Raw genomic sequence first — 16,589 nt, forward strand, 5'->3', positions numbered from 1 at the left:
CTAGTAAAACTCATATTTGTTTTTGTTTGAGCTTTTATCGGCGTGGAGTTCGTTATCCCACAACTTCATTTAAGATTGTTTTACAGTCTTAATCTGTGACCCCGCTCACAAACACTTACCTTTTTGTTGCACATTGAAACAAATTGCAATAACTGGGAATTCGTCCATGAATATCCTGTCGACACCTTTCATTCAGGCAAAAAAAAACGCCCCGCAAAGCGGGGCGTTTCAACACCAGTTTAACAATCAGGTCAGATTAGTGACCGTAAACTGCCAGTTTAGTGTTGGAGATAGTCAGGTTATCCATGGCCACGGAACCGATAGAAGTACCACCGATTTCGATCGCACCGATATTCATGTCCAGAGTGATATCGTTGATATCAACACGAAGAACGTCGGTCGCGGTAGATGCACCCAGGCCATTGCCTTTGTACACATCAACGTCAGCCACGGCAAACATATCGCCAAAGCCGCCGGAGAAGTTAGAGCCATTTTCGAAGAACGTGCCACCCATGATGGCCATATCACGAATGCCCACACCCAGGAACTCTACATCGAAGTCCATATCCATTACGTTGAAAGCAACATCCAGTTGCAATTGGTCTGTGGCTGTATCTACACGGATATCAAGCTGCCCCAGCATACCGTGACCAGAGAGGTTGGACACCAGAGTTGTGCTTTCGCTTCCATCCGCCGCAACCAGCGACATGGAGCTGGCAGTCATACCCCAGTCAATCGGGTTACCGGTAATGGAATGAACTGAAATGAAGGCATCGCCGTCGGCTTCAACGTCGATATCAATATACAGGTCATCCAACAAGTTAGTTACAGGGTTACCGATTCCGTCATGGGCTGCACCGGCAATGCCCGCACCGCCGATTTCGATACCGTTAACTGCGAAAGAACCTTCATCGGTGTACACAAAGGAACCGATGCTTACTTGAGTTTCCAGTTCGATGGTCACACCGGCCTGACCGGTGATGTTCCCCATCATGCTGTCGTCCATCGCTTTCAGATCAGCGTGGGCTGCGAACGGAGCGGCGGCAATAGCAGTTACCAGAGCAATCTTCTTCAGGCCTTTCATTCAATTCTCCTTGTGAAACTCATTTGTTCTTATGTGAGTTTTATTATTTGTTGTGGAGTTCGTTACCCCACGAGTCCATTTAAGATTGTTTTACAGCTCTAGTCCGTGACAACACTCACAATCCTGCACCATTTCATTACATTGCGTAACAAATGACGATGAGCTCACACTTTAATCAAGAAGCATCTTCTTTTGCGTCATAAAACCACTGGTAAGGTTTTTTTTGCGTTACAGGCTTAGCCCAAGCGATCTTCCCGTCTTCTACCTCATAACCAATAACTTTATTACCCGAAACACCAAGACGATGTTCATGCTCAATCACCAACACTTCAGTATCACTTTCTTCATTGAGGCGCCCGGTATACAGGATAGCTGCAGCATTAATTTCACCCTTCCGGGCAACGGACTTGAGTGCCGCCCGATAAACCATAATTTTTGCGGAAGCGGGCATGCCCTCAACCTGGCTGTCGAGATTAAGACGCTTCACAGTCTCACCATCTTTCATCAACATCCAGGCAGCAGGCGAATCGGGCGCAGGATCCTGAATGATCTCCTCATATTCATGAGTTGCCGTATCAGACAGCCTGATCAATTGATGCTGAGCCGTTGAAAGAATACCAGCCAACTCTTCTTCAGAAATTTTACCGTCGGCCAGAGGCCCATCCTGCGGAAGCCCTTGTGCAAATGAAACTGAAGCCCCAAGTGCAAACAAACTTAAGGTTGCCACCAGTACGTGCTTTCTTATTCTTAACATAGGATTACTTCCAATAATATTGTGCGGATTTCAGATTCACGGGCGTAAAACGGTTAAAATACCAGGCGGCCCGTTTACTACGGCGCAACTATTAGAGCAGTGTGTGGCCCAAACGGACAACGCTCATTTTGTGCAGCGTGTATCATTCTTCCAATTTTTAACGGAGGCACCTTGCCCTTTCCCCTCTGCCAACCGCTATCGCGAGAACAGTACCTGACGCTATGCGGTTACGCCTCGTCTCAGCATGATTTCGTATATCTGGGCAGTCAGGCATGCTCGGGAAGTCGCGGCACCGCCCGTGGCTTCGCCAGCCACGCGACAGAACAGGTAACCATAACAGCTAAACACAGGAAGGGCCTGAACACCCGCGATATCGCCCGTAAAATGGAAGCTCTCTGCACTCGTTACAAACTCCATCCAAACGATAAAACAGACCTACCCTGCCCACTGACCGGTGGCTGGGTTGGTCATATTTCTTATGAGTTTGGCTACGCCAGAGAAGAACGCTTGCATAATCGTCTGACTGAGCAACCCTTTCCTCTCTTGGTTGCCGGCCTGTATTTATGGTTCGCCAGTGAAGACCTGGAGTCAGGGCAATGTTTTCTTTGGGTCCACCCGGAGCTTTGCAAGGAAAATCAGCAGCAATTAAAACGTTGGTTAGAAAATCCCTGCAGCGCTCCACAGACCGAATGGGCTATCACCCAACCATTCAAAGCAACCCAAAATGCAGCGTCTTTCCGGAGTAAAGTAGAACAGGTTCGGGAATTCATTAAAGCTGGTGATTGTTATCAGGCCAACCTGTCCCAGTCGTTCGAAGCAACATACAAGGGCGACCCCTGGGCGGCCTTCACGGCATTAAGTGAAGCTAACCCGACACCCTACGCAGCGTTCCTCCGGTTCCAGGGGAATGCAGTCGTGTCTGTATCGCCTGAGCGCTTTCTTCACATTCAATCCGGTGAAATCAGCACCAGCCCCATAAAAGGCACCAGGCGCCGAGGCACCACGCCCGAACAAGACACATCACTGGCAAACGAACTTTTGGCGTCAGAAAAAGACCGAGCCGAAAATCTGATGATAGTCGATTTGCTACGCAATGATCTCAGCGTTAATGCCCTTCCCGGCTCGGTCAACGTTGATCAGCTTTTCGCTCTGGAGACATACCAGAACGTACACCATCTGGTTAGCCATATTCGTGCTCAGCTAAAGCCTGACATCAGTCCGTTACAAGCTCTGTTTGATGCTTTCCCTGGCGGCTCCATTACCGGAGCGCCCAAAATCCGGGCCATGGAAATTATTAATGAATTAGAGCCTCACTGGCGCGGCCCGTATTGTGGCTCTGTGTTTTATTACGGGCTGAACGGAAAGCTGGACAGCAACATTGCAATACGAACATTGCTCTGCGAAAAAGACGGTACTATTCGGTGCTGGGGCGGCGGCGGTATCGTGGTGGACTCTCAGCCGGAAGCGGAGTATCAGGAAACCCTGACGAAGGTCCAGCCCCTGATGCACTTTCTGGAAGAGTTGAAACTCTGACCTGGCTGCTATTTCAGCAGCACAGGTCAGTTATCTGAACAATCAGGCGCTGTGTACTTTACTCGCCTTCAGGAACTCGTTCCTGAGATCGTCAAAGTTATGCACCGCAGGGAACTGCGGAAATTCGTCGATAACATTCTGTGGAGCATGGAATAGAATACCGGCTTCCGCCTGGCCCAGCATGGTAGTGTCGTTATAGGAGTCACCAGCGGCAATCACACGGTAATTCAGCAGTTGGAAAGCACGTACAGACTGCCGCTTGGGATCTCTCTGGCGCAACAGGTAGTTGGTGATCTGGCCATTCTCAGCCACTTCCAGCTTGTGACACAAAAGCGCAGGATACCCCAGCTTCTTCATCAGAGGCATGGCAAATTCGTAGAAGGTATCTGAAAGGATCACAACCTGAAAACGCTCGCGCAACCAATCCAGAAATTCACGGGCACCTGGCAAAGGGTCCAGTGAGCCAATCACCTCTTGAATTGCAGGCAAGCCATAACCATGCTCATCCAGAATTCGCAGACGCTGCTTCATCAGCACATCATAATCAGGGATGTCCCGGGTGGTTGCCTTGAGCTCTTCAATTCCGGTTTTTTCTGCAAATGCGATCCAGATTTCCGGGATCAGTACGCCCTCAAGGTCAAGACATGCGAGTTCCACAACGGTCTCCTGAATTAATAGGTCTATAGCGGGCACAAGAGGTACCCAGCTTTCTTGCCGAGTATGATATGAAAAACGAGGGCGGAATGCATCGTGAATCCTTCACTAAATCCTACAAGCGAGCTATAAATATATAGTTTCTAATTCCTTCAGGTTATGAAGGGTTTGGTGGTAGCCTTAACAAATCTTAGGAAAGTACTGCTGGAGCAACATGACTGATATCGATTCCCTCCGCACCGAGCTTGACGGCCAAAGCCCGCGAGCCATATTGAAGGCTGCCTTGGCACGTTACAACAACATCGCAATTTCCTTCAGTGGTGCCGAAGACGTGGTCCTCATCGAGATGGCACATAAACTGACAGACAACCTGCGAGTATTCACTCTGGATACCGGTCGGTTACACCCGGAAACCTATGCATTTATCGAAAAGGTCCGCCAGCACTACGGCATAGAGATTGAAGTACTGTTCCCAGACGCGGAAGCTGTGCAAAACCTCGTTAACAAAAAGGGCCTTTTCAGTTTTTACGAAGATGGCCACTCTGAATGCTGCAGCATTCGCAAAGTCGCCCCACTCCGCAAAAAACTCGCAACGGTCGATGCCTGGATTACCGGCCAACGTCGTGACCAGAGCCCAGGCACACGCAATGATGTGCCGGTAGTTCAGGTAGATTCCGCATTCTCTAGCGCTGATAAGTCCTTAGTGAAATTCAATCCTTTGGCGAATTGGAGCTCAAAGGATGTCTGGGACTATATCCGCATGTCTGAAGCGCCATACAATACACTTCATGAACAGGGTTTTATCAGCATTGGCTGCCAACCCTGTACCCGCCCTGTGTTACCAGGCCAGCATGAGCGCGAAGGTCGCTGGTGGTGGGAAGAAGCTACCCATAAAGAATGTGGCCTGCATGCAGTCAATCTGATTGGTAAATCAGGCTAATCAGTCCGGATCAAAAAAAGCCCGCCGGGTATAGCTAACGGCGGGCTTTTTACGTTCTGACGATTTAGTAAGTCGGCAGTTCGATATCCTCGAACAGTGCGTTAATCTCAGTGCGACTGCCCTGATGCGCCACAACTCTATCGATCATATCTTTGGTCAGGTGCGGTGCAAACCGGTTCATAAAGTCATACATATAGCCCCGCAGGAAAGTCCCTTTGCGGAAGCCAATACGGGTCACTGATGGCCTGAACAGCTTGCTGGCATCCAGGGCCACAAGGTCGGTATCGACTTTAGGATCGTACGCCATGCTCGCGATGATCCCAACACCCAGCTCCAGCCTTACATAGGTTTTAATAACGTCTGCATCGGCAGCGGTGAACACCACTTTTGGCGTCAACCCGCGAGACTGGAAAGCTTCATCAAGCTTCGAACGACCGGTAAAGCCAAACACATATGTAACGAGCTGATATTCCGCCAACTCTTCAAGCGTCAGGGGCTGCCCATTAGCCAACGGGTGACCTTTCGGAACCACTACGCAACGGTTCCAGCGGTAGCACGGCATCATAATGAGGTCGTTAAACAACTCCATACCTTCAGTGGCTATGGCAAAATCCACAGCCCCGTTCGCCGCCATTTCAGAAATCTGCATAGGCGTACCCTGATGCATATGCAGGGAAACATCCGGGTATTCTTCAATAAAACCTTTAATAACCGGTGGTAGCGCATAACGTGCCTGAGTATGGGTGGTCGCAATGCTCAGATCGCCCTTACGCTGGTTGCTGAATTCCTGGGCAATTTTCTTGATACCTTCTGCCCTACGCAGAATCTCACCCGCTTCACGAATGATGATTTCGCCACCCGGAGTAATGCGCGTAAGATGCTTCCCGCTTCTCGCGAAAACCTCTAGCCCAAGCTCATCTTCAAGCAAACGGATCTGTTTAGAGATACCGGGCTGAGATGTAAAGAGACTCTGTGCAGTAGCAGACACATTCAGATCATGATGCGCAACTTCCCAGATATAACGCAGTTGTTGTAATTTCATTAAAACTGTCGCTCCCAGAATAAGCCTTTTACAGGATAATACGCATAAAAAAATGAATTTTCATTCTTTTTTGGTATACATCAACCACTATCGTCATTGTAGTCCAATTACCGGCATTCGCAGCCCGACCAAAGTGCTGCGTCACAGCAGCCCTTGACTTGAGCGTGGCAAAGCACACAATCGCTTACTTATACTGTTCTAACTCAGTGAAACCATGCTGTTAAACACGAAATTTCTCAGACCATCATCAGACCCGCGAGCCATTCGACGTGCGCGCCTGGACGCCCTGCTTGAGCCAGAGGCCAGTAAACGCCTGAACCTTGTGGTCGCGCCAGCCGGTTTTGGTAAATCAACACTTGTAAGCCAGTGGTGCGCCCGTAACAGCACTCGCACAGCCTGGTTATCATTGGATGAACATGATGATAAGCCCCGGCAATTCTGGCAGTACCTCATCGGCGCCTTTGAGCACTCCGGGTTGATCGGGCTGGATGATGCAAAAAAGCAGCTTTCACAGGAAACCGGTGAAAATCAGTCTGCAGCCATCACCTGCCTGATTAACACGCTTTCAAAAGAAGACTCGCCCTGGTTTCTGGTTCTGGACGACTACCATGTCATAACCAGCGATACCATTCACCGGCAACTCGCCTGGTTTATGGATTATCTGCCCCAGGGTATGTTGGTAACCATTGCCTCCCGTACCGAACCGCCTCTTCCACTGGCCCGCTGGCGGGTGCGTCGCCATGTACAGGATATCCATCCCGGCTTGCTGGCCTTCTCTGAAGATGAATGTCGATCGTTTTTCCGGGAAACCATGTCTATGGACCTCCCCGAACAAGAGATACTCAACATCTGTCGGCGCACCGAAGGCTGGGTTGCAGCCATGCAGCTTTCGGCACTTTCAGGCAAAACAGGCGCTGAGCAGCTGGGCCAGAGTTCACTGGCTAACCCGGTAGCGCCGGAAGAAAAACTGATCAGTGATTATGTGCTCACCGAGGTGCTTCAGCAGTTGCCTGACCAGCTCATAGAGTTTCTGCTGGATACATCCTGTTGCCCACGGCTTTGCGCCTCTCTTTGCAATACCATCAGGGAGCGCGATGACAGTGAAGACATGCTGGCCACCCTGCTCGCCCAGAATCTTTTTATCATCCCACTGGATAACCGAAATGAATGGTTCAGGTATCATGACTTGTTCCGAGAAGCTCTGCTTCAGCGTTTACGTAGCCTTAATCCTGACAAAGCTGCAAATATTCAATCCCGCACAATCAACTGGCTACTGAGCCACGGGCATGTGCAGGAAGCCATCGCCCAGATTGTCAGTAGCAACGATACCAACAGACTGGCACAAGTGCTGGCAGAACATGGTAACAACCTGATCCACGGTGGATTTCATTTACCAGTGCTCGAATGGCTCAATGCCATACCACAAGACAAGGTTCAGGAAAGCCCGCAGCTGATTATGCTTAAAGTTTGGGGCCTGTACTTCGCCAACCGTGTTGAAGGCCTGGAACCTCTAATCGCACAGGTTGAAGACCTGCTGGACCGTCGTGTCGCCGATTCCCACCCGGATGCCGAGGGTGCGTTGGCCATCCAGAGCGAATTATCCTTGGTGCGCTCGTACCTCGCCCGTAGCCGTAACGATGAGAAAAATGCCTCGGACCTGACTCGTCAGGTGCTTAAAGACCTGGACCAGATTGAGATCCCGCTGAAATCGGTCACTTATTATGGGTTGGGCCTGGATTATTTCGGTAAAGGAGAGCTGAACGAAGCTCAGGAGGCACTGGAATCTGCCGTTCATTATGGCCAGGTTGAGCGCAAACCAAGTACGGTATTGTCCTCTGGCGGTCTACTGTCATGGATTCAGTATCACCGGGGTGACACCGATCTTGCCCTGGACACCACAACCCGCATACGCCGCTGGGTTGATGAGCACTACTCAGACCCCAGTCAACCCCGCTTAATCTCCTGCTGGCAAAACTCCGCGCTCACAGAAATCTATCGTGAGCGGAATGAGCCTGAGCTGGCGGCAAGCTATTTGTCGCCGCTGCTCGAACATGTCGAAAAAGGCACTGAGCCTGGCCAACACGTGGTTATCCAGTATGTTCGTGGCCATCTGGCTTTCAGCGAAGGAAAATATGAGGCGGCGATTGAAGCCCTCGAAGATGCCGTGTCCGTTGGAATAAAACGCCGTGAACATATTGTGTTTGAACCACCGGCAGTCTCTGCCCTGCTAGCGCGCTGCTACCTGGCTACAGGAAACCCGGCCAAAGCCATGGCCTGCATTGAACCCACAATCACCCAACCTGCCAACAACCCCCTGAACCGTGAGCAAAACCACATTGCTCTGGCAAGAACATTGATTGCCGATGGCCAGTACCGTCAAGCACAAGACACGCTTTCTGCCCTTGTGCCTGTTGCTGAACGCAACGCCCACAACCGCCACCTGGTAGAAATCCTGCTTGTTTATGCGGAAGCCCTGACTCAGGAGGGCCGAGCAGAAGAGGCTTCGGGTATGCTTGAACGGGCACTGGATAAAGCCGAAGGGGCGGGTTTTCTACGCTTGTTTGCTGAAGAGAGCGAAACGGTTCGAAGCTTACTGCTCGATTTGCCCCGATTGAGAACGCCCGGCCGCTGGAATCGCGAACTGCTCACGATGCTTAGGCATCAGCATGCCAGTATGATCAAAAAGCCAGGCCGTTCGCAGGCTCCGATTGTCGCCACAGGAAACGTTCCTGCCAGTTCGACAGGTGCCCTACTGGAACCCCTGAGCCTGCGTGAGCAGGAGGTCCTGCAACTCATCAACCAAGGCCTGGCCAACAAAGATATAGCGGCAAAAATGGCGGTCGCTCCAGCCACCGTTAAAGCCCACATTCGCAACCTGTATGGCAAGCTGGCCGTGGGCCGGCGCACAGAAGCTTTGGCAAAAGCCCGGGAACTGGGGCTTCTGGAAGATTAAATAACGTGAACTGGTTCACACTTTATTCGAATTAAGCCTCATCACTACGCCCTTTGGACGATCCGCTTACGCCCCCTTAAGCCTTATTATTTAACCATAGTGAGGTGAACGCCTTACGCGAGATCTGAAACTCAGGCCTTCAGACTTCTTGTCCAGCGTTGTTTCGACGCCGGGTTCGATAAGAGCCCATTTTACAAGAGCCACCCTCTTTAGGGATGGCTCTTTTTTTTGCGTCTGACTTGGGCAGATCTAGTGCTCGATCAGTCTACGGAATGGCGGCAACGCGTCCAATAGCAACTGGCCATAGCGGCGGGCAACGATTCGGCGGTCAAGAATGGTTACCCTGCCTGTATCCTGCTCAGTACGGAGCAATCTACCTACAGCCTGAACCAGCTTGACCGAAGCATCCGGTACGGTTATTTCCATGAACGGGTTGCCTCCTCGCTGAGTAACCCACTCAGCAAGACCTGCGTCAATAGGGTCATCCGGCACAGAAAATGGCAGTCGGGTAATCACCACATGGTGAAGATACTTTCCAGGCAAGTCGATGCCTTCGGCAAAACTTGCCACGCCGAACAGAACGCTGGCCTTCCCTTCATCAATACGACTGCAATGGGTTCGCAACACTTCATTCTTGGCCATGTCATCCTGGGTCAGAATCAACTCTGGATATTCCGGCGCTAACGCATCGCGCACCTGCTGCATCTGACGACGGGAAGTAAACAAAACCAAAGTAGCTTTTTCTCCCGCCCATAGATCCGGAAGCCGTTTGATCAACGCATCACCAAAGCCATCATCTGTAGGCATAACCCCCATCGCCGGCACTTCCACCGTAGCCATATCGCCATAGCGGAAGGAGCTTGGCACAACGAGGTAACGGCTTGCTTCCGGTAACCCGGCCCTGGATCGCAAACGATCAAAACGACCAAGAGCGGTTAAGGTAGCACTGGTGAGCACCGCACCGTAAACCCGGGACCACAAGCGAGAATACAAGAGATTATCCGCCAGCACCGGAGAACTGAATAACGTTATATCTTCTGCGTGTTCCCAGCGTTGCCGAACTAACCACCTGGCTGCGGGTGGGCCTGAACGAGGCGCAGATTCAGACTTTCCTTCCTGTTCCTGATTAGTGGCCACTCCATTTTCACACCAGGCCGTCCAGAGCCTTAACTGTTCTTCGGCCCGACTGTGAAATGCCCCAATAACCGGGTACCAGGCATCAGCGGTGTCACGATCCAGCTCAGGGTCTTTGCGTTCATCAAAGGCACTTTGCAGTTCTTCTACCAAGCTACCCAGATTACGGCACAACCCTGCGGTTACAATCCGGGTTTCGCCCGCAAGCTCCGCAAGCACATCCGGAAGCTCCCCTTCGGGATAGCGCCACTGTGCACTGCGCCTCTCATCATTGAAATCCCAGGGCGTATTCTGCTCCACCTCTTCGTAAACCTTACTCAGCGCAAGGTCCAGATCCCGGCCTGCCATACTGATTTTTCCAACTGCTTTAGTTGCCTGTGAGCCGCCCGGTAACCAGGGCTGCATTTTCACCAGAGCTTGTGACAGTTGTTTAAGCCATTGCCGGGTGGAATTCAAAGGCACCGAGGCCGCGAAATGATTTAATGCTTTGTCCGGAAGGTGGTGCGCTTCGTCAAAGATGAACAACGCATTCTCCGGCTCAGGGAGTATTGCGCCTCCCCCCAAAGCAAGGTCTGCCAAGACCAGATCGTGGTTGGCTACCACAACATCCGCATCGTCCAGATCTTTGCGGGCATCAAAAAAAGCACAACTATCAAAATAGGCACAATGGCGATTGGTGCATTGGCGGTGATCTGTAGTGACTTGCTTCCAGATTTCGTCGGGAATCTGCTCAGGCCAATGATCCCGGTCGCCATCCCATTCCCGGGATCCGTAGGTGCCGAGCATTTTTTCGAACATCGCCCGGCTGGTAGCCTCATCATCAACCGGTTGATCCAGCAAAAACAACGGCATGGTATCGCTGTCACCGTGCCCTTCATCGTGTAACCGTGACTCCAGGCGCGACATACACAGATAGCGCCCGCGGCCTTTGGCCAAGGTCCAGCTGAAATCCAGTTTGCTGTGTTTACGCAAGTCCGGCAGGTCTTTCAGAACAATCTGATCCTGCAGTGCCACCGTTGCCGTTGAAATAACCAAGGTTTTCCCAAGAGCCCTGGCCACGGGAATCGCAGAAATGAGGTAAGCGAGAGTTTTACCCGTACCCGTACCGGCTTCAACCACGCAGGCCGCAGGCGGCGACGTTCGTTGACCGTCGTTGTCTGTAATTTCACCCATATAACGGGCAATTTCAGCGATCATCAGGCGCTGTCCGTAGCGCGCACGCACGTCTTTACCCGCTAAAACATCCCGGTAGGCTTGCTGTATTTGCTGCTTTATCTCTTCGGTTAGCGCCATTATCTGGGGCTCACCCAGTCCCGAACAATCCCAACCCGGAATCGTTGGCCATTTTTACTCAGTACCACACCATCTTCAGTAATATTTTCTACCATCAACTGACCGAAACCCTCTCCCGTGCGAAGGTATCGGTTATTGATCATCACCCGGCTTGCTGATGGGTCAGATGAGTATATATGGCTGTTAAAGGTCAAATCAGGAACACTCTTTTGAAACGAAAGGGGTAACTCTACAAGGTGCGGCACTCTGCCTTGTATCTGAGCCACCGGGGGCGCTGTTAACATTCTTCTTTCAGACTGACTGGGCACGATAACCGTCGGCTGCTCGTACGCAGGTTCTTCAGGAGAGGATTCCACCAGGGCCTGAGACAGTTTCGCCGGCTCATTCTGTAGAGGAACAGTCACCTCTGGTTCAGGCTTCAACTGATTAATCGAAGCCGGATGTTCAGGCTCTGCCAGAGGCTCAGATTTTGCCGTGGGCATCTCAGCATCAACCGGGGCCTGCACCTGCTTCGAAGACCAGAACATGTAGGCGAGCACAGCGGCATTAGCCATCAATGCTAACGCTACCCACACAACAGCAGACACCGGCTTTTTCTTGGGGCGATAAACCATCTGTACCTGCTGGCCCAGGTCTGGGGCTTTACCCTGACGGCGTTCTGCTTCAGATTTTCTCAACGCATCCAGTATATAAGACATAACCTACCTGCTTCCGGGTACAGACAATGGCATCAACCGCGGCACATGAACGCCCAGGTCGTTGTTCATCTGGATAACAGTCATGGCTCCCGGTATACCGTCCACGGTCAATCCGCGCAGACCTTGATACCACCTTACCTGCTCTACCATGTCCAGGCGCTTGATACGCGCCTCATCTGCAGTATTTTCCGCAAACCGATTGGCCAGCTCCATCATTTTTGAACTAATCCAGAGCTGCTCTCCGGACTCTTCGCTATAAAAACCATCACTGGTTTTATACTCAGGCATGCGCCACAACACGCGGAAGTCTCCGAACCAATACGGCTCAATGTCCCGGAAAGACACCTTCACCGAACCACTGTCTGTTTTAATCTGGGCGACATCGCCATCTAAAGACTGAAGAACAATGTGGGTTTCCCGGCCGGATTCATCCCGCAAGGTTAAGATTGCTGCGCGATTCAAGAACTCCATACTTTTCCTGGAACCTTGCCGCTGTAAACACCCCAAACCAGCTGTCACAGCGTACTCACAGGGATAGGGGGCTATCGCCGGGTTGTATGATATGCCCCAAATCCGAAACAACTCGATATAAGAATTCACCAGGGTCAGACCATGGCGCTCCGGAGAAAACTCAGTCACAGGAGATGCTTGCAGTGCGGACACTTCCACACCAGAACCTGGCTCAGATTCACCAATAATTTCCCCGGCATCCGCACGCTCAATCACGCCCGATACGGGCTGACCAGGAACCACATCCGCTTGCACCGCATGATCACCATCGGGAATATCCAACACCCAAACAGTTCCGATAACGGCAATCAATACAGAGGCGAGCAAGAGCCATAAATGACTGTCATTCCCGCCAAAATTCCGGTGTTTTCTTCCAGCACCTTGCAAGCCCCCGCTGACTTCTTTAGCGGCTCGCTTTATGTGCTGTGCCGAGATTTGATGCTCGCCCTCAGCGTAGGCCCCAAGCAAGGCTCTGTCGCTGATCAGATTAATCAGCCGCGGCACGCCCTGACTTGCCTTGTAGAGATTCCGGATTGCTGCAGGCGTGAACAAATCGCCTCTCAATCCGGCCACACCCACTCGGTATTGAAGGTAGGCGGGCAACTCCGCTTTGTCGATGGCATCCAGATGGTAACGGGCAGTCACTCGTTGATTAAGCTGTCGCAACTGCGGTAACGCCAGAATATCCTGCAATTCTGGCTGACCTAGCAACACAATCTGAAGCAGCTTCTTTTCAGCCGTTTCCAGGTTGGTCAGTAGCCGTAACTGCTCAAGCACTTCTGCTGACAGGTTCTGGGCCTCATCAATAATGAGTACCTTATGCCGGCCTGCCGCGTGGGCTTTCAGTAAATCCTTATTGATTGCGTCAACCAACACTTTGATTGAAACGTCCGCCGCATGGGGAATTTCAAGCTCATCACAAATCGCGGACAACAACTCACGGGCTGAAAGCCTGGGGTTCAGAATAAGAGCGATATCGACATGCTTAGGAGCATTTTCAATAAAGCACCGGCACACCGTCGTTTTGCCAGTACCAACTTCACCTGTCACGACAATGAAACCACCCTGCCCCTGCACGCCGTACATCAGGTGTGCGAGGGCTTCTTTGTGGCGATCACTCAGGTACAGGTATCGCGGGTCTGGAGCGATGGAGAATGGCGGCTCCCGAAAACCAAAAAAATCGTTGTACATGTTTCCTCAGGGCCTGGCCGAATCGGCACTGCTGACCAGTTTCAACTCTACGGCGCGCTTATTTCTCTGTTTAAGCCGACGCACGCAACGTTCCAGGGTTTTCGATATTCGGGCGTGTGAACGGATCATGGCAATTTTAGGCCACGTTGCCCTCTCTCCCTGCAAAATCATTTCGCGCACGTATTCGGGGCTTGGATTCGATAACACGTGCCGGTAATGACGAAGAGAATAATCTGGCGCAATAGTAACATCCCCGGAATAACGCTGCGCCATAATGGTATGCAGTTGACCAGAAACCTGCCGAAGCAACTCTGGTTTTACACGTTTGCGTAAATAATCAAACACGCCCTGGCCATGAAATAACACTTCCGATTTGAGCAAGTGTCCAGGCAGGCTCATAAGAGACAGTTTCTCGTCCTGCCCCTTATCACTCAGGAACGGAATAACGTGAGGGTTGGTCTGACTCACAATGGTGAAGTTCACATCGTATAGATGCATCAGCCGATCAATCGGAAGATCACTCACCACAGAACCGTCGACAAATCTGAGTTTCGGCACATAAGGCAAGGTAGCCCCGTTCAGATCTTTCTTCATCAGGGTAACCGGCGGAAATACGCCCGGCACGGCTGCGCTCGCCAAAGCGGCACTCCACACCAGTAAATAAGGTGACGTATAGCCACTTAACAGACGGGCTTTCTGGTTCGCCTGCACCGGTGAAACGCTGATATTAATACTACGCCCAGTCCGCTGGTAAGCTTCCTCAAACGTATACTCACCGATATTTTCCCTCAGGCACTGCTTGAGCGTGCCTTGGTCCATCAGTCCATCACCACGTATAGCGCTGAGCAAGCCTCGCCACTTCCAGGCATTCAGATTATGATTTTCCGGTACGAGCATCTCGGGTATTTCAGCATCGGTATGAACACCCAGAATGCCCGCAATAATGGCCCCCACACTGGAACCCGCGATGACTTGAGGCAGTAATCCCTTTTCCCACAGAGCTTTAATAACACCAAAATGGAACATTCCCAGCCCGGCACCGCCACTCAACAGCAGGGTAGGCCGACCGTAACTGGTAAGCGTGTCACGAAAGAACTGAAGCTTGTCGTACACCGGGAAACCGGGTACCGGATGATCGCAGAGATAGTCCAGAGATTCACAGACCTGAGTGATGTACTCCTCAATCAGGTGTTTGGTGCCAACCCGCGAGCGGGTATAAAGCGCAGGATTACCCATGTTCCCCAAATCATGGTGCAAACCTTCACGCAAGGCGCGCTTCAGGCGCTCAAAATCGTTTTGCTGGCGGTAGTGTTTGAGATTACTGAGCCGATCGTAAATCAGCTCGTAGTGGTAAAGGTCCGAAGCAAAATCTTCCTTCCACTCCGCATTGCCCTCAAGAAAATCCAGCTCCAGAGCAGCAGCCTTCCACTGCTCATAATTCTGAGCATCAGCCAGCATCTTCCGGAATTTAGAAATTCTTGGATCCTTGATCAATTGCCGGCTCCCAATAACAGTGCTCAGAAGTCTTCGAGCATGAGGTCTTCTTCGTCCTCACTGGCGAAGGGGTCAACAGTGATCTTACCATCGTTAATCAAGAATTCACGGCGCTGGAGAAAGGCATTTCTCACAAACGTGTACCGGTCGCCGGAAATAAGCCCCTCAGCCGGAATGAAGTCGGCTCTTTTATCAACAATTTGCAGCCCCCGAGCATAGTAGCTCTCCGGGCTGTCGACAGAATCCCAGGCGGAAGGCATCACGAAACCGTCGGTCGCCAGGCCTGCAAAGTGCCGCGGGCTGGAAGGCCCAAGAAACGGCAACATAAGGTAGGGCCCGGAACCTGCGCCCCAATAGCCAAGGGTCTGGCCAAAATCTTCCGGCCTTTCAGGCAGATCAAAGCCCGTTGCCACATCGAAAATCCCGGCTAATCCAAAAACGGTATTGAAGGTAAATCGCCCAAAAGCAACCACTGCGGACTCCCCCTTCAACTGCAGCAGGCTGTTGGTGAAGTTACGAATTTCAGTCAGATTATTGAAAAAATTGGTAACTCCCCGGTCAACGATATCAGGTGTTACCGTCCGGTAAGCCTGGGCAACCGGTCTCAGAACCCAGCTATCAACCGTGTCATTGAAAACGAACACGCTACGATTCCAGTTTTCGTAAGGGTCATCCGGATTCACTGTGGATCTGGCTTCTGCCGGCGATTCGGTTGCCATTTGTGCAACGGCTGGAGTAGCCGCCATCATGGCAAAAAGCATGAACCCAAAGGCTGCTTTCGTCCAATACCGTATAATCGTTTCTTTCATTTTAATCTCTTGGGTTGTTTAACCTGTTTCTATTCGTCGACAATACCGGCGTTTTTTATCTTAATGGAAGTCATCCGGAGGAAATCAGATGTCAGTACAGGGAAATGCCGTCAACTCCCTTACCATGCCCCTACGTTGGGGTGACATGGATGCTTATGGTCACGCCAACAATACGGTTTACTTCCGTTTTTACGAGGAAGCCCGCATGATCTGGCTGACAGGGCTGGGATTTGGCAACGCCGAAGACCCAACCGGGCCGGTCATTATAAAGACCAGCGCAACGTTTCTGAAGGAATTAAAGCATCCTGCCACCTTGGTGGTTGAAACATACGCGGGCAAAGCGGGAAATACCAGCCTGGATACTTATCACCTGCTTAAAGATGCGGAAACCGGAGAGGTGTATTCTGAAGGCTACGCGAAGATAGTCTGGATGGACAAAACAACTCGAAAATCCACCCCACTGCCAGAATCCCTGAGAGCCCTGGCAGCGAAGTAAATAG

Annotated in this window: 13 protein-coding genes; 4 read left to right on the top strand and 9 right to left on the bottom strand. The window is 51.4% G+C overall.

What is annotated here, in order from left to right; all coding sequences use genetic code 11:
• Window positions 1–256: 256 nt before the first annotated feature.
• The gene (locus ABYA77_RS08440) at window positions 257–1,084 is read right to left on the bottom strand and encodes a DUF6160 family protein (protein WP_372965513.1); all 828 of its coding nucleotides are present in this window, start codon (window positions 1,082–1,084) and stop codon (window positions 257–259) included.
• Between the two features lie 175 nt (window positions 1,085–1,259).
• Window positions 1,260–1,838: a hypothetical protein gene (locus tag ABYA77_RS08445; protein ID WP_372965514.1), complete on the bottom strand. Its 579-nt coding sequence runs from the start codon at window positions 1,836–1,838 to the stop codon at window positions 1,260–1,262.
• Window positions 1,839–2,009: 171 nt separating this feature from the next.
• On the opposite strand from ABYA77_RS08445, the gene pabB reads away from it, so the two are divergent.
• Window positions 2,010–3,371, top strand: a complete 1,362-nt coding sequence (pabB, locus tag ABYA77_RS08450; RefSeq protein ID WP_372965515.1) for an aminodeoxychorismate synthase component I — start codon at window positions 2,010–2,012, stop codon at window positions 3,369–3,371.
• A gap of 42 nt (window positions 3,372–3,413) precedes the next feature.
• Here pabB and thrH read toward each other — a convergent pair whose 3' ends face one another.
• A complete protein-coding gene (gene thrH / locus ABYA77_RS08455) occupies window positions 3,414–4,028 on the bottom strand; it encodes a bifunctional phosphoserine phosphatase/homoserine phosphotransferase ThrH (RefSeq protein ID WP_372965516.1) in 615 nt (204 codons plus the stop codon).
• A 211-nt stretch (window positions 4,029–4,239) separates the two neighbouring features.
• Here thrH and ABYA77_RS08460 point away from each other — a divergent pair, with 211 nt between their 5' ends.
• Window positions 4,240–4,965, top strand: coding sequence for a phosphoadenylyl-sulfate reductase (locus tag ABYA77_RS08460; RefSeq protein WP_372965517.1), 726 nt, complete (start codon window positions 4,240–4,242; stop codon window positions 4,963–4,965).
• Between the two features lie 64 nt (window positions 4,966–5,029).
• On the opposite strand, the gene cysB is transcribed toward ABYA77_RS08460, so the two are convergent.
• Complete coding sequence (cysB, locus tag ABYA77_RS08465) at window positions 5,030–6,007, bottom strand: HTH-type transcriptional regulator CysB (RefSeq protein WP_372965518.1); 978 nt, start codon at window positions 6,005–6,007, stop codon at window positions 5,030–5,032.
• 214 nt (window positions 6,008–6,221) lie between these two features.
• Here cysB and ABYA77_RS08470 point away from each other — a divergent pair, with 214 nt between their 5' ends.
• Window positions 6,222–8,960, top strand: coding sequence for a LuxR C-terminal-related transcriptional regulator (locus ABYA77_RS08470; RefSeq protein WP_372965519.1), 2,739 nt, complete (start codon window positions 6,222–6,224; stop codon window positions 8,958–8,960).
• A 249-nt stretch (window positions 8,961–9,209) separates the two neighbouring features.
• Here ABYA77_RS08470 and dinG read toward each other — a convergent pair whose 3' ends face one another.
• From dinG to ABYA77_RS08495, 5 genes are read right to left on the bottom strand one after another with little or no spacing between them, the layout of a single operon-like run.
• Window positions 9,210–11,387 (bottom strand): ATP-dependent DNA helicase DinG, encoded by a 2,178-nt coding sequence (gene dinG / locus ABYA77_RS08475; RefSeq protein ID WP_372965520.1) that lies wholly within the window; start codon window positions 11,385–11,387, stop codon window positions 9,210–9,212.
• Window positions 11,387–12,085: a general secretion pathway protein GspB gene (locus ABYA77_RS08480; RefSeq protein ID WP_372965521.1), complete on the bottom strand. Its 699-nt coding sequence runs from the start codon at window positions 12,083–12,085 to the stop codon at window positions 11,387–11,389. Before ABYA77_RS08480 ends, dinG begins: the two co-directional genes overlap by 1 nt.
• Window positions 12,086–12,088: 3 nt before the next feature.
• Complete coding sequence (locus ABYA77_RS08485) at window positions 12,089–13,786, bottom strand: ExeA family protein (protein ID WP_372965522.1); 1,698 nt, start codon at window positions 13,784–13,786, stop codon at window positions 12,089–12,091.
• A gap of 6 nt (window positions 13,787–13,792) precedes the next feature.
• Window positions 13,793–15,280: a DUF3336 domain-containing protein gene (locus ABYA77_RS08490; protein ID WP_372965523.1), complete on the bottom strand. Its 1,488-nt coding sequence runs from the start codon at window positions 15,278–15,280 to the stop codon at window positions 13,793–13,795.
• A 23-nt stretch (window positions 15,281–15,303) separates the two neighbouring features.
• The gene (locus ABYA77_RS08495) at window positions 15,304–15,999 is read right to left on the bottom strand and encodes a VacJ family lipoprotein (protein ID WP_372965539.1); all 696 of its coding nucleotides are present in this window, start codon (window positions 15,997–15,999) and stop codon (window positions 15,304–15,306) included.
• Between the two features lie 178 nt (window positions 16,000–16,177).
• Between ABYA77_RS08495 and ABYA77_RS08500 the strand changes: the two genes are divergently transcribed.
• The gene (locus ABYA77_RS08500; protein WP_372965524.1) at window positions 16,178–16,585 is read left to right on the top strand and encodes an acyl-CoA thioesterase; all 408 of its coding nucleotides are present in this window, start codon (window positions 16,178–16,180) and stop codon (window positions 16,583–16,585) included.
• The last annotated feature ends 4 nt before the right edge of the window (window positions 16,586–16,589 follow it).

It is taken from the genome of Marinobacter sp. (assembly GCF_041595835.1).
Lineage (GTDB): Bacteria > Pseudomonadota > Gammaproteobacteria > Pseudomonadales > Oleiphilaceae > Marinobacter.

Coding starts and splice junctions, on each gene's coding strand:
- ABYA77_RS08440 (WP_372965513.1), bottom strand. CDS start 1,084: ATGAAAGGCCTGAAGAAGATTGCTCTGGTAACTGCTATTGCCGCCGCT.
- ABYA77_RS08445 (WP_372965514.1), bottom strand. CDS start 1,838: ATGTTAAGAATAAGAAAGCACGTACTGGTGGCAACCTTAAGTTTGTTT.
- dinG (WP_372965520.1), bottom strand. CDS start 11,387: ATGGCGCTAACCGAAGAGATAAAGCAGCAAATACAGCAAGCCTACCGG.
- ABYA77_RS08500 (WP_372965524.1), top strand. CDS start 16,178: ATGTCAGTACAGGGAAATGCCGTCAACTCCCTTACCATGCCCCTACGT.
- ABYA77_RS08460 (WP_372965517.1), top strand. CDS start 4,240: ATGACTGATATCGATTCCCTCCGCACCGAGCTTGACGGCCAAAGCCCG.
- ABYA77_RS08485 (WP_372965522.1), bottom strand. CDS start 13,786: ATGTACAACGATTTTTTTGGTTTTCGGGAGCCGCCATTCTCCATCGCT.
- ABYA77_RS08495 (WP_372965539.1), bottom strand. CDS start 15,999: ATGGCAACCGAATCGCCGGCAGAAGCCAGATCCACAGTGAATCCGGAT.
- cysB (WP_372965518.1), bottom strand. CDS start 6,007: ATGAAATTACAACAACTGCGTTATATCTGGGAAGTTGCGCATCATGAT.
- ABYA77_RS08480 (WP_372965521.1), bottom strand. CDS start 12,085: ATGTCTTATATACTGGATGCGTTGAGAAAATCTGAAGCAGAACGCCGT.
- ABYA77_RS08470 (WP_372965519.1), top strand. CDS start 6,222: ATGCTGTTAAACACGAAATTTCTCAGACCATCATCAGACCCGCGAGCC.